This window comes from Phenylobacterium sp. (assembly GCF_019636135.1).
Lineage (GTDB): Bacteria > Pseudomonadota > Alphaproteobacteria > Caulobacterales > Caulobacteraceae > Phenylobacterium.
Genome location: NZ_JAHBYD010000004.1, coordinates 20,664 through 42,602 on the forward strand (window position 1 = coordinate 20,664; position 21,939 = coordinate 42,602).

The following is a 21,939-nucleotide window of genomic DNA, read 5'->3' on the forward strand; positions in this document are numbered from 1 at the left end:
CTGCGCGCCACGACTTGTCGAAGTCCCGAAGCCGGCGGCGTGATCCGCGCCAGGGCTGGGCCTGGCCGCCGGCCTGGCGCTTTCAGGCGTCCGGCGGCGCCTGCTGGGCGTCGAGGCGCAGGCGCATCTCGGCCTGCAGCCCGTCCTCGCGCCAGTCGAAGCGGATGTCGCCCTGCATCAGCCGACCCAACTGGCGGATGAGCCGCGAGCCGAAGCCCTCGTGGCTCGGCGGCGTCACGGGCGGGCCGCCCTGCTCGCGCCAGGTCAGCGTCAGCTCGCCGCCGCGCCGCGTCCAGCCGACGCTCACGCAGCCGCCCTCCCGCGAGAGCCCGCCGTACTTGGCCGCATTGGTGGCCAGCTCGTGCAGCGCCATGCTCATGTTCTGCACGTGGCCGGCCCTCAGCAGCACGTGCGGCCCCTCGACCGTGAAGCGCCCGGGCTCGGCCAGCGCGGCCAGTTCGCTCTCCACCACCTCGGCCAGCGCCGCGCCTTCCCAGCGGCGGGCGACCAGCGAGGTCTGCGCCCGCGCCAGCGCTTCCACGCGCCCGGTCAGGATCCGGCGATAGGTGTCGATGTCCGGCGCCGACGTCAGCCGCAGGATCGACTGCACCACCGTCAGCGAGTTGCGGGCGCGGTGGTCCACCTCGCGCATCAGAAGCTGCCGGGCCTCCTCGCTTCGACGTTCCATCACCTCGCCGGTCACGTCCTGCACGGTGCTCAGGATGAACCCGAGCCGCCCGTCGGGCATGAACACCGGCGCGTTCACGGCCGACCAGAACCGCTCGTCGCTCACCCCGTCGGCCCGCTGGATCGGGAAGGCGCGGACGCCCATGGGGATCGCCTGGCGCTGGGCCAGCACCGCCTCGAAGGACTGGCGGATCGCCTCCACGAACGCGTCCACCTCGCGGCTGAGCCCCTTCGGGAACACCTCCAGCACGCCGCGGCCCAGCAGCGCCGCCGCCTGGGTGCGGAAGGCCCGGGCGTGGGCGGCGTTCACCGCCACCATGGTGAACTTCGGAGGGTCGGCGGCGACCAGCAGCAGCGGACGCGGCGAGGCCTCGAACGCGGCCCGGAAGGCGGCGTCGTCCACGTGCGGTCCAAGACCTTTGGCCAGATCGCGGATCACCGGCCCTCCCAGATCGGGTTGGCAATGGGCGGTAAGCCGGGTCGGCCGTCAATGGCTCCGGGACGCGGCCGAGCGCTCTTCGGAGAAAGTTTACCGGCCTCGTCAAGGATAACGCATTACGCGAAGCCGGGGGGTAGGTGGCGTGCAGGATCGGACGTTCCGCAGTCTGCGGGGCCTGGAGAAGACGGCGTCGACGTCGCGCGTGCTGAATCTGGCCGCGCTGCTGGTCCGCAACGCCGACAATCCCGCCCATGCCGCCAACCCGTTCTTCATGGCCGATCCGCTGAACGGCGCGGTCATCGTCCGCCACCGCCTGCGCGCCGCCGAGCGCGAGGGCTTCACCGACCACCGCTACAGCGCCACCAAGCTGATCATCCCGTTCGCCCGCGAGGACCTGGGCCTGGGCGGCCGCTCGGTGTTCGTCGCCGAGAAGGGCTGGCGCGAGGCCTTCGAGGCGCTCCGCGGCGATGCGGGCGACATCGAGCGCGACGCCGCCGTGCTGGAGGCGATCGACGAGCTGCCGTCGCTGGACCCGTTCCTGCTGCGCGAGCACCTGAAGCGCCGCGGCTTCACCATCAGCCCCAGCCACTTCGACATCTCCGGCCCGGACCTGACGCGCATGCAGCGCTTCGTGGGCGGCGAGATCGCCAAGCTGATCGAGCTGGCCTACCGCGACGCCGAGGGGCTGGAAGGCAACATCAACCGCCTGGTCGAGGCGCTGCTGGTCTCGAAGTCGGACGAGCGGCTGGAGCCGCTGCGCCTGACGCTGCGCCTGGAGAAGGAGAACTACCAGGAGGGGATCTTCGCCTGGAAGGGCTTCCTCTACTACAAGTGGGTGCTCAACACGCTCTGGAGCCAGGTGAAGGACGTGTTCGCCGAGCTGATGCGCGCCAAGGTCATGGGCATCATCGACAGCGCCACCCGCGCCGAGATCGAGGACACCAAGATCCGCCTGCGCACCAAGCTGGAGCGCCAGGTCCGCACCGTGCGCAACCAGCTCAAGATCTACGACGACGTGTTCGCCGAGCTGACCGCCAGCGGCAACGCCTCGGGCTTCCGCGACTTCCTGCTGAAGTCGCCCGACATGTTCCTGACGCTGGGCGAAGGCTGCGGCCTGATCAGCCATATCGCCACCTACTGGCGCTACCAGTTCCCGCACGGCCGCACCCTCGTGGCCGACGCCGGGACGCTGCTCGACATCCTGCAGGACTTCGACGCGGGCCTGGGCCAGGAAGAGGCGGCCCCGCCCGCGACCGCGGCGGCGGCGGCGGCCTGAGGGCCTCTTCGTGAAGGGTTAACCACGTTCGCCGACCCTCCGGGGCCGGACGGGCGAGGATTCCCATGATCGAGATCACCCGTGAGATCGACGGCGCGCCCGACTATGAGATCGGCCTGCCGCGCACGGCCCCCCTGGTCTACGACGTCGCCTGGCCGCAGGAGGGCGAGGCGCCCGGCGTCGTCCTGGTGATCGCGGGCTTCGGCGGCGACACCGACGGCGCGTACAGCAGGGGCCTGCGCCGCCACATCGTCGAGACGACCGGCATGGGCGCGGTCGGCGTCCGCTACCACGCCTTCCACGCGCGCCACACCAACGGCGCGGCCGTGCGGATCGACCCGGCCGACCATGCCGCCCTGCTGGGCGCCGCGTGGCTCGCCAAGGCCCCGGTCGGGAATCCCGCCGACTTCGGCGAGGTCTGCCGGGCGCTGGGCGCGGCGAAGGTCGGCATCGCGCCGAGGGTCTGGATCGATCCGCCCCATGGCGAGGCGCAGAACTTCGGGGTGATCCAGGCGCTCGACCATCTGGCCGTCATCGGCGACCTGCTGGAGAACGCGCCGCCCTTCGACACGCGGCGGATCGTGGTGCTGGGGTCGTCGCACGGCGGCTATATCGCCCACATGATCGCCAAGTTCGCGCCGTCCACGCTGGCCGCCGTCATCGACAATTCGTCCTATGCGCAGCCGCCGATGAACTACCTGGCGATCGGGGACGCCCCCGAATACACGGTCGGCTTCGAAGGCCTCAGCGTGCATGCCCGGGTCAGGAGCGCCTGGACCGTCTCGGACCGCCATGCGCCCAACTTCTACGACCGCGACCGCGACCTGATCCGCGACCTGCGCTACCCGCCGCACCTGGCCGCCATGCGCGCGAGCGCCGCCGACGCGGGCACGCAGTATTTCATGGTCAACGCCGCCGTCGACCCCATCTCGCCGCCCGTCGCGAAGAGGCGCCAGCAGGCGGCCCTGGCCCGCGCCGGGTTCCGCAGCGAGCTTTCGCTCGTCGGGCCGGAGCAGATCGACGGCAAGGTGTTCAAGGCGGTGACCCACGGCCTCGACGCCTCGCTGAAGGGCCTCTTCGACCGCTACATCGGCCGGGTCGTCCCGCGCGAGGTCCCGGTCGACGCGAACCGGGGCGCCGTCGTCGAATACGCCTGCGTCGACCGCGGCTACCGCTTCCGTCACAGCGCCGCCGCGCCCTACGTGACCTGCGAGGTCTATGACCTCTTCGAAGACGACGAGGCGCCCGCCCTCGCTCACCCGGCGGCAGCCGCGTGACGGGCGCCCTCTAGGCTAGCGGCGCGCGCCGCCGTAAAACGCGGCCCATGCGAGACATCCCCCACTTCATCGACGGCGCCGCGTACGCGGGCGCTTCGGGCCGCTTCGGCGACGTCATGAACCCCAACACGGGCGAGGTGCAGGCGCGCGTCCCGTTCGCCACCGAGGCCGAGGTGGACCGGGCCGTCCAGTCGGCGCTGCGCGCGCAGCAGACCTGGGCGCTGGTCAACCCGCAGCGGCGGGCGCGCGTGATGTTCGAGTTCAAGCGGCTGGTCGAGGCCCGCATGGACGAGCTGGCCGAGATCCTGTCCAGCGAGCACGGCAAGGTCATCGCCGACTCCAAGGGCGACATCCAGCGCGGCCTGGAGGTCATCGAGTTCGCCTGCGGCATCCCGCATGCGCTGAAGGGCGAGTACACCGAAGGCGCCGGCCCCGGCATCGACGTCTATTCCATGCGCCAGCCCCTGGGCGTGGGCGCGGGCATCACGCCGTTCAACTTCCCCGGCATGATCCCGATGTGGATGTTTGGGGTCTCCATCGCGGTCGGCAACACCTTCATCCTGAAGCCTTCGGAGAAGGACCCGACGGTCCCGCTCCGCCTGGCCGAGCTGATGATGGAGGCCGGCGCGCCCTCGGGCGTGCTGAACGTGATCCACGGCGACAAGACCGCCGTCGACGCCATCCTCGACCATCCGGACATCAAGGCGGTGAGCTTCGTCGGCAGCTCCGACATCGCCCACTATGTCTACAGCCGCGGCACGGCGGCCGGTAAGCGCGTCCAGGCCATGGGCGGCGCCAAGAACCACGGCCTGATCCTGCCCGACGCCGACCTCGGCCAGGCGGTGAAGGACATCATGGGCGCGGCCTACGGCTCGGCGGGCGAGCGCTGCATGGCGCTGCCGGTGGTGGTGCCCGTGGGCAGGAAGACCGCCGACGAGGTGCGCGAGCGCGTGCTGGCCGAGCTCGACACGCTCAAGGTCGGCATCTCCACCGATGCGGCCGCCCAGTACGGCCCGGTGGTCTCGGCCGCCCACAAGGCCAAGATCGAGGGCTACATCCAGCAGGGCGTCGACGAGGGCGCCGAACTGGTGGTCGACGGCCGCGGCTTCAAGCTGCAGGGCTACGAGAACGGCTACTTCCTGGGCCCGAGCCTGTTCGACAACGTCAAGCCCACCATGAAGACCTACCAGGAGGAGATCTTCGGCCCCGTCCTGCAGATCGTCCGCGCCGAGAGCTTCGAGGAAGCCCTCGCCCTGCCCTCCAGCCACCAGTACGGCAACGGCGTCGCCATCTTCACCCGCAACGGCCGCGCCGCGCGCGAGTTCGCGTCCCGCGTCAACGTCGGCATGGTGGGCATCAACGTGCCGATCCCGGTGCCGGTGGCCTACCACACCTTCGGCGGCTGGAAGCGCAGCGCCTTCGGCGACGCCAACCAGCACGGCATGGAGGGCGTCCGCTTCTGGACCAAGGTGAAGACCATCACCGCCCGCTGGCCCGAAGGCGCCGTCGAGGACTCCGCCTTCGTCATCCCGACGATGCAATAGCCGCGGGGCGCACCGCACCACACGCGAGTCCCTACGACTTTCGTCCTAGGACCTTCGCCCGATACCGCGGCCGGCGGCCCGGCCGTAGCCTCATCCTCGCAAAGGGGTGCTGGGGCTGAAGGGCCGCCGCGCTTACCCGACCGGCCAGCCCATCCTGGCCCGACGCGGCGGTCCGGGGCCGCCGTCGCCCCCGCGGCGGCGGCCTCTCCTCAGCCTTGGGCCGGAGCCTCCGGCATCGCGGCGGTCTTCCGGATCGGCCATGGGGGCTCCTTTCGCCTCGACAACCTCGCGCCGCGGCCTGGCGTTCCTTGCGCTCCCGGGCGACGGCGGCTAGGCGGGGGCGATGGCGTCCGCCCTGCAAGCCGCCTATGAGGCGAAGATCCGCGATGGGTCGATCCGGCCCGACCCGGCCCAGGCGGCGGCGCTTTCGCCCCTCGTCCGCCTCGAGACCGATCTCGCCGACGACGAGCCCGAGGGCGGCATCCTGGCCATGCTGCGCAAGCGCCACTACGAGCCGCCGCGGGGCGTCTACCTGATCGGCCCCGTCGGCCGCGGCAAGACGCTGCTGATGGACCTGTTCTACGAGACGGCCGCCGGCTTCAAGAAGCGGCGCACCCACTTCCACGTCTTCATGGGCGAGGTCCACCGGCTGATCGACGCCTGGCGCAAGGGCGACAAGGACGCGCGGCGCAGGCGGTTCGGCCAGCACAGGGGGGACGACCCGATCCCGCCTGTCGCCGACCTGATCGCCAGCCAGGCGCGCCTGCTCTGCTTCGACGAGTTCCAGGTCACCGACATCGCCGACGCGATGATCCTGGGCCGGCTGTTCGACGCCCTCTTCGCCCACGGCGTCGTGCTGGTCGCCACCTCCAACCGCCTGCCGGACGACCTCTACCTGAACGGCATCAACCGCCAGCTCTTCCTGCCCTTCATCGAGCTCCTGAAGTCCAAGGCCGAGGTGGTCGTCATCGCCGGGCCGCACGACTACCGACTCGACCGCCTGCGCGCCGCCGGCGCCTGGTTCTCGTCGCAGGACCCGGCCCAGGTCGCGGCCTTCGACGCGCTGTGGACCGAGATGCTCGGCCCCGAGGACGAGGACGGCGAGACCGTCGAGGTGCTGGGCCGCAAGCTCCGCTTCCCGCGCGCCGCCGGCGGCCTGTTGCGCGCCACCTTCGACAGCCTGTGCAAGACGGCGCTCGGGCCGAACGACTATGTGGCCGTCGCCGCGCGGTTCCATACGATCTTCCTGGAGGGCCTGCCGAAGATGGGGCCGGCCAACCGCGAGGAGGCCCGGCGCCTGGTGATCCTGATCGACGAGCTCTACGAGGCGAAGACGCGGCTGGTGGTCCTGGCCGAGGCCGAACCCGTCGACCTCTACCCCGCCGGCGACGGCAGCTTCGAATTCGAACGCACCGCCTCCCGCCTCCAGGAGATGCGCTCCGAAAGCTGGCTGGAGGACCGGTAGCGACAGTTCCTCCCCATCGGGGCAGGGCCATCGCCTGCGAAAACCTCTGCGATCTCTGCGGTCAGACAGGGCGCCTGCGGCGCGCTCGCGCCTTCGTCACGCGCGCTCGTGCGCCGCTTCCTCGGCCTGCAACGGGTGGTCGATGCGGCTGATCATCTCCTTCGGGCAGACCTGCCAGAACCGGCCGACGGCGAGGTCCCAGTTGCGCAGGAGGTCGGCGGCCAGCGCCGAGCCGGTCTCGCGCTCGTGCTCCTCGACGAGGCCCTTCAGCACGCCCTGCCAGTGGGCGCCGGCGACGCGGCAGGGCACCACGCTGTCGGCGTTGAGCTGGCGCCGGAAGGTCCCCTCGGCGTCCAGCACGAAAGCCATGCCGCCCGTCATGCCGGCGGCGAAGTTGAAGCCGACCGGCCCCAGGATCACGGCCGTCCCGCCGGTCATGTATTCGAGCCCGTTCGCGCCGCAGCCCTCGATGACGGTGACGGCGCCCGAGTTGCGCACGCCGAACCGCTCGCCCGCCAGGCCCGCCGCGAACAGCCGCCCGGACGTGGCGCCATAGAGCACGGTGTTGCCGAGGATCGCCTGCCGGTGCGGATGCGCGAGCCCCGGCGTCGGGCGGATCACGATGGTCGCGCCCGAGAGGCCCTTGCCGACGTAGTCGTTGGCCTCGCCGGTCACCTCCAGGCGCAGCCCCTGGACCGCGAAGGCGCCCAGGCTCTGCCCGGCCGAGCCCTTGAGCTGCACGGTCAGGTGGCCGGGCGGCAGACCCTCCATCCCGAACCTGCGCACGATGTGGGAGCTGGTCCGCGTGCCGATGGCGCGGGCCGTGTTCTGCACCGTGTAGGTGAGCTGCATCTTCTCGCCGCGTTCCAGCATGGGCGCGGCGTCGCGCACGATCTGGGCGTCGAGCGTATCGGGCACCTCGTTGCGGCCCGCGACGGTGCAGTAGGGCTTGTTCAGCCCGGGGTCCGCCTTCACCAGCAGGGGGTTGAGGTCGAGGTCGTCCAGGTGCTCGCCGCCGCGGCTCACCTGCATCAGGAGGTCGGTGCGGCCCACCGCGTCCTCGAGCGAGCGCAGGCCCAGGCGCGCCAGGATCTCGCGCACCTCCTCGGCGATGAAGGTGAAGAGGTTCACCACCTTGTCCGGCGTCCCGGTGAACTTCGCCCGCAGCGCCTCGTCCTGGGTGCAGACGCCCACCGGGCAGGTGTTGGAGTGGCACTGGCGCACCATGATGCAGCCCATGGCGATCAGGCTGGCCGTGCCGATGCCGTACTCCTCGGCGCCCAGCATGGCGGCGATCACCACGTCGCGGCCGGTGCGGATGCCGCCGTCGGTCCGCAGGCGCACAGAGTGGCGCAGGTTGTTCAGCGTCAGCACCTGGTGGGCTTCCGAGAGGCCCATCTCCCACGGGCCGCCGGCGTACTTGATCGAGGTCTGCGGGCTGGCGCCCGTGCCGCCGACGTTGCCTGAGATCAGGATGGTGTCGGCCTTGGCCTTGGCCACACCGGCGGCGATCGCGCCGATGCCGGTCATGGCCACCAGCTTCACGGTGACCCGGGCGTCCGGGTTGATCTGCTTCAGGTCGTAGATGAGCTGGGCGAGGTCCTCGATCGAATAGATGTCGTGGTGCGGCGGCGGGCTGATCAGCATCACGCCGGGGGTGGCGTGGCGCAGCCTGGCGATCAGCTCGGTCACCTTGAAGCCGGGGAGCTGGCCGCCCTCGCCGGGCTTGGCGCCCTGGCTGACCTTGATCTCGATCTCGCGGCACTGGTTCAGGTATTCGGCGGTGACCCCGAACCGGCCCGAGGCGATCTGCTTCACCGCCGAGTTTGGGTTGTCGCCGTTGGGCAGGGGCTTGTAGCGCGCGCGGTCCTCGCCGCCCTCGCCGGAGACGCTCTTGGCGCCGATCCGGTTCATGGCGATGTTGAGCGCGCCGTGCGCCTCGGGGCTGAGGGCGCCCAGGCTCATGCCCGGGGTCAGGAAGCGCTTGCGGATCTCGTTGACGCTCTCGACCTCGTCGATCGCCACGGGCCTGGCCCCATCCCGGGTGTCCGGGCGGATGTCCAGCAGGTCGCGCAACTGGATCATCGGCATCTTCGCCATGCCTTCGGAGAAGCGCTTGTAGAGGCCGTAGTCGCCCCGGTCGCAGGCCTGTTGCAGGACGTGGATCATCCGCGCCTCGAAGGCGTGCGCCTCGCCCGAGCGGCGGGCCTTGTAGAAGCCGCCCACCGGCAGGCTGATCGCCGCCGGGTCCCAGGCCTTGCGGTGCAGCTCGACCGCCTTGGCCTCCAGGCCCGCCAGGCCGATGCCGGAGATGCGCGAGGGCATGCCGGGGAAGAACTCGGCCACGAGGCTCCGCGACAGCCCGACGGCCTCGAAGTTGTAGCCGCCGCGGTACGAGGAGATCACGCTGATCCCCATCTTGGAGATGATCTTCAGCAGCCCGCCCTCGATCGCGGTCTTGTGGTTCACGCAGAGGTCGCGCAGCGACAGGTCGCCGGTGAGGCCGCGCGCCTGGCGGTCGAGGAAGCTCTCCTGCGCCAGGTAGGCGTTCACCGCCGTCGCGCCGACGCCGACCAGCACCGCGAAGGCGTGGGTGTCCAGGCACTCGGCCGAGCGGACGATGATCGAGACGTAGGAGCGCAGCCCCTTGGCCACGAGCCAGGAATGTACGCCGCCGGTCGCCAGGATCATCGGCAGGGCGACGCGGTCCGGCCCCGAGCCCTCGTCGGTGAGCACGATGGTCGAGCGGCCGCTGAGCGCGGCCTCCTCGGCCTCGGCGCGGATGCGGTCGAGGTTGGCCCTGAGCGCGTCGCCGGGCCGCGCGTCCGCCGCCGGGATCGGCAGGGTGCAGTCGATGCGCGCGACGCTCTTCTCGCCGATCTCGCCCACGACGCGCTCGTACATGCCGGTGGTCAGCACCGGGCTGTCCATGACGAAGACGTCGGTCTGCGCCTCGCTTTCGGCCAGGATGTTGCCGAGGTTCTTGAACCGGGTCTTCAGGCTCATCACCGCCGTCTCGCGCAGCGAGTCGATCGGCGGGTTGGTCACCTGGCTGAAGTTCTGCCGGAAGAAGTGGCTGAGCGGACGATAGCCCTCGGACAGGACGGCCAGCGGCGCGTCGTCGCCCATCGAGCCCACCGCCTCCTTCGCGTCCTCGACCATGGGGGCCAGGATCAGTTCCAGGTCCTCCAGCGTCAGGCCCGCGGCGGCTTGCCGGCGCACCAGTTCCTCGCGGCCGTAGACGCGGGGCTCGGCGCCGGGGCCGATGCGGGTCTCCAGGTCGACGATGTTGCCGAGCCAGCGGTCGTAGGGGTGCAGCGCGGCCAGCCGGTCGAGCGTCTCCTCCTCGTCGTAGAGGCGCCCCTCGGCGAGATCGACGGCCAGCATGCGGCCGGGCTCGATGTGGGCCTTGCGCACGATGCGGCTCTCGTCGACGCGGCACATGCCGGCCTCCGAGCCCACGATCAGCAGGCCGTCCGAGGTCTCGGCGACGCGCAGGGGCCGCAGCCCGTTGCGGTCCTTGCCGGCGATCACCCAGCGGCCGTCGCTGGCGCACACCGCGGCCGGGCCGTCCCACGGCTCCATCACCGAATTGCAGTAGGCGTAGAGCGCTTTGTGGCTCTCCTTGATCTGCCCGTCGGCGCGGGCCGCCCACGCCTCGGGGATCAGCAGCGCCTTGGCCATGGGCGCGTCGCGGCCAGCGCGGACCAGCACCTCGAAGGTGTTGTCGAGCGCCGATGAGTCCGAGCCGCCGGGCTGGATCACCGGCTTGATGTCGTCCTGGTAGTCGCCGAAGGCCCCGGCCGCCATGCGGATCTCGTGGCTCTTCATCCAGTTCACGTTGCCCTTCAGCGTGTTGATCTCGCCGTTGTGGGCCAGCATCCGGAACGGCTGGGCCAGCCGCCATTCCGGGAAGGTGTTGGTCGAGTAGCGCTGGTGGAACACGGCCACCGCCGACTGGAAGCGCGGGTCGGTGAGGTCCGGGTAGAAGGCGTCGATGTGCTGGGCGAGGAACATGCCCTTGTAGATCAGCGCCCGGGCCGACAGGGAGCAGACGTAGAAGTGCTGGATGCTGGCCGCCGCGATCCGGCGCTCGATCCGCTTGCGGCAGAGGAACAGCGCGCGCTCCAGGTCCTCGCCCTCCATGCCGGGCGGGGGCGAGAGCATGATCTGCTCGATCTCGGGGCGCGTGGCGTTGGCCTTCTCGCCGATCACCGAGGTGTCGGTCGGCACCTGCCGCCAGCCGTAGATGTAGAAGCCGAAGCGCAGCGCCTCGCTCTCCACGATGGTCCGTGCCGCCTCCTGGGCGGCGAGGTCGGTGCGCGGCAGGAAGACCTGGCCCACCGCGATCGGGCCCGGCCGCACGACGTGGCCGATCCGCTCCACGTGGGCGGCGAAGAAGTCCTGCGGGACCGAGACGAGCACGCCCGCGCCGTCGCCGGTCTTGCCATCGGCGTCGACGGCGCCGCGGTGCCAGACGGCCTTCAGCGCCCGGATCGCCAGCTCTACCACTTCGCGCCGCGGCTTGCCGTCGATGGCGCAGACCAGGCCCACGCCGCACGCGTCGTGCTGGGCGGTGATGTCGTAGCCGTTCGCCGCGATGAGCCGCTCGCGGTCGCGTTCGTAACGCGCCGCCCACCCCTCCTCTTGAACGTCATGGCCCGGCTTGTCCGGGCCACCCATTGGGCTGTGAGTGTGCGAGAGCGCGAGGCCGCGCCGCTGCGGCAAACCTTCGTCGCCGAGCCCAATGGGTCCCCCGGACAAGCCGGGGGATGACGAGTTCTGGGGGTGAGCGGGGCTTTGCATGGTCACTCCGCGGCGATCTGCGCCCCGGCCGCGTGGGCGGCCAGGTAGCGGTGGATGGCTTCGGCGGCGTCGCGGCCGTCGCGGATGGCCCAGACGACCAGGCTCGCGCCGCGCACCACGTCGCCGCCGGCGAAGACGCCGGGGATTGAGGTCATCTGGGTGCGCAGATCGGCTTTCAGCGTGCCCCAGCGGGTGACCGCGAGGTCCGGCGCGGCGAAGGCGGCGGGCAGGTCCTCAGGGTCGAAGCCCAGCGCCTTGATGACGAGATCGGCCTGCAAGTCGAAGTCGGCGCCCTCGATCTCCTCCGGCGACTGCCGGCCCGAGGCGTCGGGCGGGCCCAGGCGCATGCGCGCGGCCACGACGCCGGCGGCCCTCAGCGCCTCGCCGGTGACGGCCTTCGGCGCCGCCAGCCACTCGAACACCACGCCCTCCTCGATCGCGTGGCCCACCTCGCGGTCCGAGCCCGGCATGTTCGCCCGGTCGCGGCGGTAGAGGCAGGTGACCGAGGCCGCGCCCTGGCGGATGGCGGTGCGCACGCAGTCCATCGCGGTGTCGCCGCCCCCCACGACGACGACCGCCTTGCCGGCGGCGTCCAGCCGGCCGGAGTCGAAATCGGGCGCGGCCTCGCCCAGGCCCCTGCGGTTGGACGCGATCAGGTAGTCGAGCGCCGGCACGACCCCTTCGGAGCCTGCCCCCGGCGCGGCAATGTCGCGCGCCCGGTAGACGCCGGTGGCGACGAAGACGGCGGCGTGCTTCCCGCGCAGGCCGGCCAGCGTCGCGTCGCGGCCGACCTCGAAGTTCAGCACATAGTCGACGCCGCCCTCGGCCAGCCGCCGCGTCCGCCGCTCGACCACGTCCTTCTCCAGCTTGAAGCTGGGGATGCCGTAGACCAGCAGGCCGCCCGGCCGGTCGTGGCGGTCGTAGACGGTGACGCCGTAGCCCAGTTCGCGCAGCCGCTCGGCCGCGGCGAGGCCCGCCGGGCCCGCGCCCACGATGCCCACCGACTGGCCGCGGTCCGCGCCCACCGCGACCGGCCTCACCCAGCCCTCGGCCCACGCCTTGTCGGTCAGGTAGCGCTCGACCGCGCCGATGGTGACCGTGCCGTGGCCGGACTGCTCGATGACGCAGTTGCCTTCGCACAGCCGGTCCTGCGGGCAGATGCGGCCGCAGACCTCCGGCATCGGGTTGGTGGCCTGGCTGAGCTGGTAGGCCTCTTCCAGCCGTCCCTCGGCCGTCATCCGCAGCCAGTCGGGGATGTTGTTGTGCAGCGGGCAATGGGTCTGACAGAACGGCACGCCGCACTGGCTGCACCGCGAGGCCTGTTCGCGGGCCTTCTGGTCGATGAAGTCGCGGTAGATCTCGTGGAAATCCTGCGCGCGCGTCTCCACCCCGCGCTTCTCGGGCGGGGTGCGCGGCGTGACGGTGAACTTCAGCATGCGCTCGGCCATGCCGCGCCCTCTAGACGCGGGACGGGCGGCCGCAAAGCCTATGGGAAAATTATAGGACTATCTGAGAGTCCAGTCGGACGGTCGGCGCTCTCTACGCGCTCCGGAACTGTCATTATAGTCCAATTTTGAGATCATCAGATTCGGGCCCTATGGTCGCCCCTCTTCAAATCGGAGTTGAACCTCGTGCTGCCGGACTGGGTCTATGCGGTCATCCTCGGCGTCATCGAGGGCCTGACGGAGTTCATCCCGGTCTCGTCCACCGGCATGATGCTGCTGGCCAAGAAGGCCATGGGCCTGCCCGACGGCTTCTGGGACACCTTCGCCGTCATGATCCAGTTGGGCGCGATCCTGGCGGTCGTCGTCCTCTACTTCGGCAAGCTCTGGAAGCAGGTGATCTCGCTGCCCAGCGACCCGGCGGCGCGCAAGTTCGCGCTCACGGTGATCGTCGCCTTCATTCCCTCGGTCGTGCTGGGCCTGCTGCTGCACGACTTCATCAAGTCGGTGCTGTTCGAGACGCCGCAGGTGCAGTGCATCTCGCTGATCCTGGGCGGGATCGTGCTGCTGTTCATCGACCGCATGGCGCCGCGGCCCACCGCGCACGACCCGTTCAAGCTGCCGCTCACCAAGGCGCTCGCCATCGGCCTCTTCCAGGTGCTGGCGATGATGCCCGGCGTCTCGCGTTCGGGCGCCACGATCGTCGGAGGCATGCTGTTCGGGGTGGAGAAGCGGGCCGCCGCGGAGTTCACCTTCTTCCTGGCGATCCCGACGATGCTGGGCGCCTTCGTGCTCGACGCCTGGTCCAGCCGCGACCAGCTCACGGGCGACACCCTGCCGCTGATCGCCATCGGCTTCGTCGTGGCCTTCCTGGTGGCGATCGTGGTGATCCGCACCATGCTGGCGGTGGTCACCAGCCGCGGGCTCGCGCCCTTCGGCTGGCTGCGCATCGCCATCGGCGGGATCGGCCTGGCGCTGCTGACCTTCGCCTAGGGGCCTTCGTTCGCGCCCCGATCCGGCGTCAGAGTCCAGCCAGCGCCCGTTGCTCCTGGTCCGCGTACTGCCCGCCCTTGCGGTAGCGGTAGAGGTAGGTGGGCAGGACCGCCTCGAGCGTCGACGGCGTGACGCCGAGGTCGGCGAGGCCGGGATACCGGCCGCTGGCCACGTTGTCGGTGCGCAGCGCCTCCACCTGGTCGGCGGTGACGGGCGGCGGGACCAGGGCCGCGCCCAGGTCGAAGAGGCCGCCCAGGACGCGCGCCGCGGGCCAAGGCACGGGGACCAGCAGGCGGCGCTGCTGCGTCTCGGCCAGCATCAGCTCCATCAGCTCGCGGAAACTGTAGGTCGCCGGGCCGGCCAGCTCGAAGGTCTGGCCGGCCGAGGCCGGATCCACGACGATCTGCGCCAGCGCCCGGCCCACGTCGCCCACGAACACGGGCTGGAAGCGGGTGTGGCCGCCGCCGATCAGCGGCAGCGCCGGCGCGAACTGGGCCAGCGAGGCGAACTTGTTGAAGAACCGGTCGCCGACGCCGAACACCACGCCCGGCCGCACGATCGCCGCGTCGGGGCAGACCGCGCGCACGGCGGCCTCACCCTCGGCCTTGGTGCGGGCGTACTTCGAGGCCGACCGCTCGTCCGCCCCGAGCGCCGAGACGTGGACCACGCGCGCCACGCCCTGGGCCCTGGCGGCGACCGCGACGTTCTGGGCGCCCTTCACGTGGACCGCCTGGAAGCCCTGGCGGCCGGTCTCGCGCAGCACGCCCACGAGGTTCAGCGCCGCCGTCGCCCCGGCCAGCGCCCGCTCCAGCGACGGCAGGTCGCGGACGTTGGCCTGGACCACGTCCACCTGCCCCACGTCGCCCAGCAGGCGCATCTTGTGGGCGAGGCTGGGGTTGCGGACCGCGACCCGCACGCGCCAGCCGGCCTTGGCGAGGTAGCGGACGGCCTGGGAGCCGACGAATCCGGAGCCGCCGAACACGGTGACGAGGTTCTGCATGGCCGCCGATTAGACGATGCGGCGATCTCCCGCAAATCCTGGGCGCAATCTCGCGCGCGAACCGGGCCGTTGACCCGGTCCCACCCTTGCCATATGTAGCCGCCTCCCGATCCGACGGACGGGGCCCAGGTGGCGGAATTGGTAGACGCGCTGGCTTCAGGTGCCAGTGGCTTAACGGCCGTGAAGGTTCGAGTCCTTTCCTGGGCACCATCGGTGATCTCCGGCGCCTTTCCTGGGCGCCACCCCTAAGATAAACCGGGGCAGATACGTCGGAGTCGAGGCGAAGTGGCGACCTCTGGTCATCGGACATTCGTGCATCAGGGCGACCTGCCGGACGGCGTGCTTGCGGGCGCGACGGCGGTGGCGATCGACTCCGAGACCATGGGCCTGCGGCTCGGGCGGGACCCCCTCTGCGTCGTGCAGCTCTCGGACGGGAACGGCGACGCCCACGTGGTGCAGCTCGACCGCGACACCTACGACTGCCCGAACCTGAAGCGGCTGCTGGCCGATCCCGCGGTGACGAAGATCTTCCACTTCGGCCGCTTCGATATCGCCATGTTCTGGCTGCATCTGGGGGTCGTGACCGCGCCCGTCTACTGCACCAAGATCGCCTCCAAGCTCGCCCGGACCTACACCGACCGGCACGGGCTGAAGGACGTCTCGCGCGAGCTGCTCGGCGTCGAGATGTCGAAGGCCCAGCAGTCCAGCGACTGGGGCCAGGCCAGGCTCAGTGAGGACCAGGTGGCCTACGCCGCCTCCGACGTGCTCCATCTCCATGCGCTCCGGGCCAGGCTCGACGAGATGCTGGTGCGCGAGCGGCGCGACCACCTCGCCAGGGCCTGCTTCGAGTTCCTCCCGCATCGCGCCATGCTCGACGTGGCCGGGTGGGAAGACGCCGACATCTTCGCCCACGCCTAGGTATCCCTCCCGATGACCGCGGCCACCGACAGCTCGCTTCCTGAACCGCCCTTTCCCGAGCAGAGGCGCGCCGACTTCGAGCGCTGGCGCCGGCGCTCGCGCCTGATCCGCACGCTCAGGATCGCGCTCCCGGCGCTCATCGCGCTGATCTTCGCGGGCCTGGTGGGCAGCGTCGCCTGGTCCACCTTCAACGCCCAGCCCAAGACCGCCCGCGGCGGCGACGAGCCGATCCGCCTGGTGAACCCACGCTTCGTCGGCCGCGACGACAAGGGCCGGGCCTTCGTGCTCACCGCCGACAGCGCCATCCGCGACCGCCTCGACTACAGCCGCGTCATCCTGAAGAAGCCCGCCCTCGTCCTCGACGAGAACGGCCCCGAGCAGATGCGCATCAACGGCGCCGACGGCGTCTTCCACGAGCAGAGCGGCAAGCTGGAGCTGTCCAACGGGGTGCGGATGGAGGACGCCAAGAACGCCTTCAACACCGCCTCGTCGCTGTTCGACACCAAGACCGGCGAGGTCATCGGTTCAGGCCCCATTCAGGGGGCCGGGGGCCTTGGAGAAATCCGCGCAGAGTCCTATGGCGTGTACGGCAAAGGCGAGACCATGGTCTTCAAGGGCGGCGTGAAGACGCGCCTGGAAGGCAAGAAGTAAGGGCCATCATGAAGGCGTCCACCTCCGCACTGTTCCTCGGCCTCGCCGTGCTCGGCGCGCCCCTGGCCGCCCCGGCCCTGGCGCACGCCCAGGGCCTGGGCCCCGACAGCGACGGCAAGCCGATCGACATCACCGCCGACGAGCTGGAGGTGCAGAACAAGGCCTGCGTCTCCACCTGGCGCGGCAAGGCCGAGGCGCTGCAGGGCTCCTCGCGTCTGCGGGCCGACACGATCCGCGCCACCATGGCCCCCAAGGCCGGCGGCGGCGCCACGGGCACGGGCGCCTGCGGCGACCTGATCAAGATCGACGCCCAGGGCAACGTCTACTACGTCACCACCAAGGACCAGCGGGTGCGCGGCGACGCCGGCGTCTACGACGCCCAGAACGAGACCGTCACGCTCACCGGCGACGTGGTGGCCGTGCAGGGCCAGAACGTGATGCGCGGCTCGCGCATGGTGTTCAACACCAAGACCGGCGAGGGCCACATGGTCGGCGCCGCCTCCGGTCCCAACGCCAAGGGCCGCCCGCGCGGCGTCTTCTATCCGTCGAAGAAGCAGGAGACCGCGTCCAAGTGAACGCGCCGACGACGACCAGGGCGGACAAGGCCGCGCGCGGGTCCGCGGCCGGCGCCCGCGGCGGCGCCATCCCCACCGAGGGGCTGGTGGTCGACAACGTGGGCAAGTCGTTCCGCGGGCGTGCGGTGGTGAAGGGGGTCTCCCTGCGCCTCGCCCGCGGCGAGGTGGCGGGGCTCCTCGGCCCCAACGGCGCCGGCAAGACCACCACCTTCTACATGATCACCGGCCTGATCCCGGCCGACTACGGCGCCATCTACCTCGACGGCGAGAACATCACCGCCCAGCCGATGTACCAGCGCGCCCGCATGGGCGTGGGCTACCTGCCGCAGGAGACCTCGATCTTCCGCGGCATGAGCGTGTGGGAAAACGTGATGGCCGTGGTCGAGCTGCGCCAGCGCGACGCCCGGAAGGCCCGCGAGACGGTGACCGCGCTGCTCAACGAACTGCACATCGAGCACCTGCGCAACTCGCCCGCCGTCAGCCTCTCGGGCGGCGAGCGCCGCCGCGTCGAGATCGCCCGCGCGCTGGCGTCCGAGCCGTCGTTCATGCTGCTGGACGAACCCTTCGCCGGCATCGATCCCCTGGCCATCGCCGACATCCGCGAGGTGATCAGCTACCTCAAGCAGCGCGGCATCGGCATCCTGATCACCGACCACAACGTCCGCGAGACCCTGGACATCATCGACCGCGCCTCGATCATCCACGCGGGCGAGGTGCTGTTCGAAGGCTCCCCCGACGAGATCGTCGACGATCCGGAAGTGCGGCGGGTGTATCTGGGCGACCGGTTCAGCTAGCGGGCGGGCTGGGTGCATCTGCCCCGTCCCTTTCGCGACAGAAGGGACTGATCAGCGCTGCTCCATCTGCCGGAGCAGGCGCTCCAGGGCGTCGATCCCGTCGGCCTCGCCTGGGGGCTTGTCCCAGCGGATGCGGCTGATGCGGGGGAAGCGCATGGCGACGCCGGACTTGTGGCGCGTGGAGCGCTGAAGGCCCTCGAAGGCGACCTCGAAGACCAGGCCGTGGTGCGGCTCGGCGCGGACGCTGCGCACCGGGCCGAAGCGTTCGACGGTGTTGTCGCGCACGAACCTGTCGATCCGCAGCAGCTCCTCGTCGGTGAAGCCGAAGTAGGCCTTGCCGACGGGCGTCAGGATGCGATGGCCGGCGTCGTCCTGCGCCCACACCCCGAAGGTGTAGTCGGAGTAGTAGCTGGACCGCTTGCCGTGCCCGCGCTGGGCGTACATCAGCACCGCGTCGACCAGGAACGGGTCGCGCTTCCACTTGAACCATGGCCCCTTCGGGCGGCCGGCGACGTAATCCGAGTCCCACCGCTTCAGCATCAGCCCTTCGGCGATCTGCGGGTCGCCCGGCGGCGGCGCGGCGCGCAGGCCGGTGAGTTCGGCCCAGGTCGCAAACGGCTGCACGGGCGACAGGTCGATGCGGGGGCTCGCCTGCCGCGCCACGAACGCCTCCAGCCGCTTGCGCCGTTCGGCGAACGGCAGGGGCCGCGTGTCCTCCGCGCCGACCTGGAGGATGTCGTAGGCGCGGATCGCGGCGGGGAACTGCGCCATCAGCCTGGCGTCGACGGTCTTGCGGTTCAGCCGCTGCTGCAGGTCGGCGAAGGGGGCGACCCTGCCGTCGCGGATCACCAGCAGCTCGCCGTCGATGACGCCCTCGTCGTCCAGGGCGTCGAGGATGTCGGGGAAGGTGCGGCTGATGTCGTCGCCGGTGCGGGTGTAAAGCCGTCGCTCGCGGCCCTCGTGGGCGGCCTGCACGCGGATGCCGTCCCACTTCCACTCGGCGGCATAGTCGGCGGGGTCGAGCCTGGCGAAATCCACGGCCTCGTCGATCGCCTGGGCCAGCATCACCGGCCGGAACCGCGCCGGATGCTCGGACGTGGGCTTCCCGGACCGCCCTTCCAGCCAGGCGAACAGGTCCTCGTAGGGCGGCTTCAGCGCATGCCACAGCTCCTCGATCTCGGCTGGGTCGACGCCGCCCATCTCAGCGGCCGCGCGCTTGGCCAGGCGGGCGGTGAGGCCGACGCGCAGCGCGCCGGTCATCAGCTTCAGCAAAGCCCACCGCTCGCGCGGCTCGGGCAGGGCGTCGAGCCAGGCCTCGATGCGCCGCTGCGCCTCGGCGCGCGAAGCGCTGCGCAGGCCGTCGATCACTTCGGACAGTTGCGGCTCGCGGTTGGCGCCTGGCCGTGCGGGCCAGACCAGCGACACCGCCTCGGCCAGGTCGCCCACGTAGTCGTACGACCACCAGAAGAGCTGCGGGTCCATCCGCGCCTCGACGGCCTTGCGGATGAAGGCCGGCTTGGCCGCATCGAACGCCAGGTCGCCGGTGAGCGCCGCCAGCGCCCAGCCGCGGTCCGGGTCGGGGGTGTCGCGCAGGTAGTCGCGCACCAGGGTCAGCTTGGCGTTGCGCGACGGCGTCAGAGACAGCCGGTCGAGGAGTTCGGCGAAGGCCCGCATGGTCCCGGCAAAGCTAGGATCACGCGGGCCGGGTTCCAAATGGACGCTACTTGACTGCGGGAGCCTCGGCCTTGCCCGGGGTCGCCGCGACGGCCGGCTCGGCCGGCGCCGGGGCCTCGGCGACCGTCGGCTCGGTGGCCGTCGCGGTGGAGTCCGGCGGCGGGTCCTTCTGCCAGAACGGCTTGCAGGCGGCGAGCGAACCGGCGGTCAGGACCGCGGCGACGAGGATCAGGGTCTTGCGCATGGATCACCTCCTTGATGGCGCGAGGTGACGATGACGCCCGATGATCACGCGTTCGTGATCGACCTGTGCAGACGCCGGGGAGGATCGGCCCGGCTTCCGTTCAGCCGTCGTCGTCCTCGTAGCCCACAAGGGCGAGCGCTCGGGCGGGGATGTCGTGCAGGGTCGCCCAGCGGGCGAGCGCCTCCTCGCGGCCGTGGGTGATCCAGAGCTCGCCGGGGCGCAGTTCGTCCACGGTGGCGGTGAGCTCGTCCCAGTCGGCGTGGTCGGAAATGACCAGCGGCAGCTCGACGCCGCGCTGGCGGGCGCGAGCGCGGATCTGCATCCAGCCCGAGGCGAAGGCGGCGACCGGCTCGGGGAAGCGGCGGCTCCAGCGGTCCTGCAGGGCCGACGGCGGGGCGATGATGATCTGGCCGGCGAACTCCGCCTTCTTCGCCGTGGTGGCCGGCGCCAGCGGGCCGAGGTCGACGCCGTGCTTCCGGTAGAGGGCGTTCAGCCGCTCGAGCGCGCCGTGGACGTAGATCGTCCGGTCCCAGCCCGCCTCGCGCAGCAGGCGGATGATCCGCTGGGCCTTGCCCAGAGCATAGGCGCCTATGATGTGGCTGCGCTCCGGGAACTGGGCCACCGAGCGCAGCAGCCGCGCGATCTCGGCCTTGTCGTCGGGATGGCGGAAGACCGGCAGGCCGAACGTCGCCTCGCTGATGAAAACGTCGCACGGCACGGGCTCGAACGGCGGGCAGGTGGGATCGCGCCTTCGCTTGTAGTCGCCCGAGACCACCATGGTCAGGCCTTTCCACCGCACCACCGCCTGCGCCGAGCCCAGCACGTGGCCGGCCGGGACCAGCGTCACCTCCACCCCATTGCGGCTGACCGTCTCGCCGTAGGGCGCGGCCTGCGGCGTATGGGCGAAATCGCGGCCGTAGCGCTCGCCCATGATGTCGAGCGTCTGCGGCGTCGCCACCACGTTGTAGTGGCCGGCGCGGGCGTGGTCGGCGTGGCCGTGGGTGATCACCGCCCGGTCCACCGGACGGACAGGGTCGATGTAGAAGTCGCCGGGGGCGCAGTAGAGGCCCTCGGGCTTCGGACAGAGCAGGTCCTGCGGGCGGATCATCAGGATGGAATGTAGGCGCCGAGGGAAGGCTCCGCCCAGATCGCGGCTTTGGATTGACTCCGACGATCGGACGCTGCCAACCCGAAGCATGTCCGACTTCCATTCGACACCCCTGCCCGAGAGGTCGCTGATGGCGCCGCACGCCGACGCGCTGGGCCTCACCCTGGTCTCGATCGAGAAGGGGCGCGGGACGATGTCGGCCCCGTGGCGCGAGGAATTCGTGGGCGACCCGGAAACGGAGGTCATCGCCTCGGGCGTCGTCACCGCGCTCATCGACCACACCTGCGGCCTGGCGATCAATTCGGCCATGGGCGAGATGGTCCCGATCGCGACGCTGGACCTGCGCATCGACTACCTGCGCCCGGCCGCGCCCAGGAGCGGCGTGACCGCCGAGGCCCACGCCTACCGCCTGACCCGCACCGTGGGCTTCGTCCGCGCCGAGGCCTGGGACGCCGACCGCAACGACCTGGTGGCCACGGCCCAGGCGGCGTTCATGCTCAACACCCGCGCCCAGCCGTTGAAGGGCTGACCGATGGACGAGGCCGCGACCCAGAGCCTGGACGCCTTCCTGCAGCGGGCGCCCTACGTCCGCTTCCTCGGCATGCGCGTCGAACTGGCGGGCGACGAGATGACGGCGATCCTGCCGTTCAGCCGGCATCTGATCGGCAACCCGATGCTGCCGGCGCTGCACGGCGGCGCCATCGGGGCCTTCCTGGAGCTCACGGCGCTGGCCCAGCTCGCAGTGGCCGACCCCGGCCGCCGCATGCCCAAGACAATCGACATCACCGTCGAATACCTGCGCTCGGGCCGCGCCCAGGACACCTACGCCCGCGCCATCCTGCGCAAGGTCGGCCGCCGCGTCGCCAACGTGCAGGTCGAAGCCTGGCAGGACAGCCGCGCCCAGCCCATCGCCGGCCTGACCGGCCACTTCCTGATGCGCAACGAGGGCTGACGCCCAAACCTGATCGTCATGGCCCGGCTTGTCCGGGCCACCCATTGGGCTGTGACTTTGGGTCGATGTGGAGCAGCACCGCCGCGAACGCGCA

Annotated in this window: 18 protein-coding genes and 1 tRNA gene; 12 read left to right on the forward strand and 7 right to left on the reverse strand. The window is 70.9% G+C overall.

The genetic code is table 11. The features are described 5' to 3' along the window. Positions 1-82: 82 nt before the first annotated feature. Positions 83-1,126 (reverse strand): HWE histidine kinase domain-containing protein, encoded by a 1,044-nt coding sequence (locus KF737_RS03840; protein ID WP_296450533.1) that lies wholly within the window; start codon positions 1,124-1,126, stop codon positions 83-85. A gap of 142 nt (positions 1,127-1,268) precedes the next feature. Between KF737_RS03840 and KF737_RS03845 the strand changes: the two genes are divergently transcribed. The 4 genes from KF737_RS03845 (at position 1,269) to zapE (ending at position 6,688) form a co-directional block, all read left to right on the forward strand. Then, positions 1,269-2,402 (forward strand): hypothetical protein, encoded by a 1,134-nt coding sequence (locus KF737_RS03845; RefSeq protein WP_296450534.1) that lies wholly within the window; start codon positions 1,269-1,271, stop codon positions 2,400-2,402. A 65-nt stretch (positions 2,403-2,467) separates the two neighbouring features. After that, positions 2,468-3,679: a DUF2920 family protein gene (locus KF737_RS03850; protein WP_296450535.1), complete on the forward strand. Its 1,212-nt coding sequence runs from the start codon at positions 2,468-2,470 to the stop codon at positions 3,677-3,679. Positions 3,680-3,726: 47 nt separating this feature from the next. Next, a complete protein-coding gene (locus KF737_RS03855; protein WP_296450536.1) occupies positions 3,727-5,223 on the forward strand; it encodes a CoA-acylating methylmalonate-semialdehyde dehydrogenase in 1,497 nt (498 codons plus the stop codon). A 343-nt stretch (positions 5,224-5,566) separates the two neighbouring features. Beyond that, complete coding sequence (gene zapE / locus KF737_RS03860; protein ID WP_296450537.1) at positions 5,567-6,688, forward strand: cell division protein ZapE; 1,122 nt, start codon at positions 5,567-5,569, stop codon at positions 6,686-6,688. Positions 6,689-6,784: 96 nt separating this feature from the next. Here zapE and gltB read toward each other — a convergent pair whose 3' ends face one another. Beyond that, complete coding sequence (gene gltB, locus KF737_RS03865; protein WP_296450538.1) at positions 6,785-11,371, reverse strand: glutamate synthase large subunit; 4,587 nt, start codon at positions 11,369-11,371, stop codon at positions 6,785-6,787. Positions 11,372-11,496: 125 nt separating this feature from the next. Continuing rightward, complete coding sequence (locus KF737_RS03870) at positions 11,497-12,942, reverse strand: NAD(P)-dependent oxidoreductase (RefSeq protein ID WP_296450540.1); 1,446 nt, start codon at positions 12,940-12,942, stop codon at positions 11,497-11,499. 186 nt (positions 12,943-13,128) lie between these two features. Here KF737_RS03870 and KF737_RS03875 point away from each other — a divergent pair, with 186 nt between their 5' ends. Continuing rightward, complete coding sequence (locus KF737_RS03875; RefSeq protein ID WP_296450825.1) at positions 13,129-13,929, forward strand: undecaprenyl-diphosphate phosphatase; 801 nt, start codon at positions 13,129-13,131, stop codon at positions 13,927-13,929. A 28-nt stretch (positions 13,930-13,957) separates the two neighbouring features. On the opposite strand, the gene KF737_RS03880 is transcribed toward KF737_RS03875, so the two are convergent. Next, positions 13,958-14,929 carry a complex I NDUFA9 subunit family protein gene (locus KF737_RS03880; RefSeq protein WP_296450542.1) on the reverse strand — a complete coding sequence of 324 codons (972 nt, stop codon included), beginning with the start codon at positions 14,927-14,929 and terminating at the stop codon, positions 13,958-13,960. Between the two features lie 123 nt (positions 14,930-15,052). On the opposite strand from KF737_RS03880, the gene KF737_RS03885 reads away from it, so the two are divergent. The 5 genes from KF737_RS03885 (at position 15,053) to lptB (ending at position 17,867) form a co-directional block, all read left to right on the forward strand. Beyond that, a tRNA-Leu gene (locus KF737_RS03885) sits at positions 15,053-15,139 on the forward strand. Between the two features lie 75 nt (positions 15,140-15,214). After that, positions 15,215-15,847: a ribonuclease D gene (locus KF737_RS03890; protein WP_296450545.1), complete on the forward strand. Its 633-nt coding sequence runs from the start codon at positions 15,215-15,217 to the stop codon at positions 15,845-15,847. Positions 15,848-15,859: 12 nt separating this feature from the next. Continuing rightward, entirely contained in the window at positions 15,860-16,498 is a 639-nt protein-coding gene (lptC, locus tag KF737_RS03895) for an LPS export ABC transporter periplasmic protein LptC (RefSeq protein ID WP_296450546.1), read from the forward strand. Positions 16,499-16,506: 8 nt separating this feature from the next. Then, positions 16,507-17,073 carry an LptA/OstA family protein gene (locus KF737_RS03900; RefSeq protein WP_296450548.1) on the forward strand — a complete coding sequence of 189 codons (567 nt, stop codon included), beginning with the start codon at positions 16,507-16,509 and terminating at the stop codon, positions 17,071-17,073. A 68-nt stretch (positions 17,074-17,141) separates the two neighbouring features. Further along, entirely contained in the window at positions 17,142-17,867 is a 726-nt protein-coding gene (lptB, locus tag KF737_RS03905) for an LPS export ABC transporter ATP-binding protein (protein ID WP_296450827.1), read from the forward strand. 51 nt (positions 17,868-17,918) lie between these two features. On the opposite strand, the gene KF737_RS03910 is transcribed toward lptB, so the two are convergent. The 3 genes from KF737_RS03910 to KF737_RS03920 all read right to left on the reverse strand — a co-directional run bounded on the left by KF737_RS03910 (position 17,919) and on the right by KF737_RS03920 (position 20,893). After that, positions 17,919-19,541: a cisplatin damage response ATP-dependent DNA ligase gene (locus KF737_RS03910; RefSeq protein WP_296450551.1), complete on the reverse strand. Its 1,623-nt coding sequence runs from the start codon at positions 19,539-19,541 to the stop codon at positions 17,919-17,921. Positions 19,542-19,587: 46 nt separating this feature from the next. Next, entirely contained in the window at positions 19,588-19,785 is a 198-nt protein-coding gene (locus tag KF737_RS03915) for a hypothetical protein (RefSeq protein ID WP_296450553.1), read from the reverse strand. Between the two features lie 100 nt (positions 19,786-19,885). Next, on the reverse strand, positions 19,886-20,893 hold the full coding sequence (locus tag KF737_RS03920) for a ligase-associated DNA damage response exonuclease (RefSeq protein ID WP_296450555.1): 1,008 nt from the start codon (positions 20,891-20,893) through the stop codon (positions 19,886-19,888). 88 nt (positions 20,894-20,981) lie between these two features. Between KF737_RS03920 and KF737_RS03925 the strand changes: the two genes are divergently transcribed. Together KF737_RS03925 and KF737_RS03930 are read left to right on the forward strand one after the other, a co-directional pair. Continuing rightward, the gene (locus KF737_RS03925; protein ID WP_296450557.1) at positions 20,982-21,422 is read left to right on the forward strand and encodes a PaaI family thioesterase; all 441 of its coding nucleotides are present in this window, start codon (positions 20,982-20,984) and stop codon (positions 21,420-21,422) included. A 3-nt stretch (positions 21,423-21,425) separates the two neighbouring features. Next, entirely contained in the window at positions 21,426-21,845 is a 420-nt protein-coding gene (locus KF737_RS03930; protein ID WP_296450559.1) for a PaaI family thioesterase, read from the forward strand. The last annotated feature ends 94 nt before the right edge of the window (positions 21,846-21,939 follow it).

Bases quoted from the DNA above. Each gene is read 5' to 3' on its own strand.
- KF737_RS03925 (WP_296450557.1), top strand. From the start codon at position 20,982: ATGTCCGACTTCCATTCGACACCCCTGCCCGAGAGGTCGCTGATGGCG.
- KF737_RS03880 (WP_296450542.1), bottom strand. From the start codon at position 14,929: ATGCAGAACCTCGTCACCGTGTTCGGCGGCTCCGGATTCGTCGGCTCC.
- KF737_RS03910 (WP_296450551.1), bottom strand. From the start codon at position 19,541: ATGCGGGCCTTCGCCGAACTCCTCGACCGGCTGTCTCTGACGCCGTCG.
- KF737_RS03850 (WP_296450535.1), top strand. From the start codon at position 2,468: ATGATCGAGATCACCCGTGAGATCGACGGCGCGCCCGACTATGAGATC.
- KF737_RS03855 (WP_296450536.1), top strand. From the start codon at position 3,727: ATGCGAGACATCCCCCACTTCATCGACGGCGCCGCGTACGCGGGCGCT.
- zapE (WP_296450537.1), top strand. From the start codon at position 5,567: ATGGCGTCCGCCCTGCAAGCCGCCTATGAGGCGAAGATCCGCGATGGG.
- lptC (WP_296450546.1), top strand. From the start codon at position 15,860: ATGACCGCGGCCACCGACAGCTCGCTTCCTGAACCGCCCTTTCCCGAG.
- KF737_RS03915 (WP_296450553.1), bottom strand. From the start codon at position 19,785: ATGCGCAAGACCCTGATCCTCGTCGCCGCGGTCCTGACCGCCGGTTCG.
- KF737_RS03900 (WP_296450548.1), top strand. From the start codon at position 16,507: ATGAAGGCGTCCACCTCCGCACTGTTCCTCGGCCTCGCCGTGCTCGGC.
- KF737_RS03930 (WP_296450559.1), top strand. From the start codon at position 21,426: ATGGACGAGGCCGCGACCCAGAGCCTGGACGCCTTCCTGCAGCGGGCG.
- gltB (WP_296450538.1), bottom strand. From the start codon at position 11,371: ATGGGTGGCCCGGACAAGCCGGGCCATGACGTTCAAGAGGAGGGGTGG.
- KF737_RS03920 (WP_296450555.1), bottom strand. From the start codon at position 20,893: ATGATCCGCCCGCAGGACCTGCTCTGTCCGAAGCCCGAGGGCCTCTAC.
- KF737_RS03870 (WP_296450540.1), bottom strand. From the start codon at position 12,942: ATGGCCGAGCGCATGCTGAAGTTCACCGTCACGCCGCGCACCCCGCCC.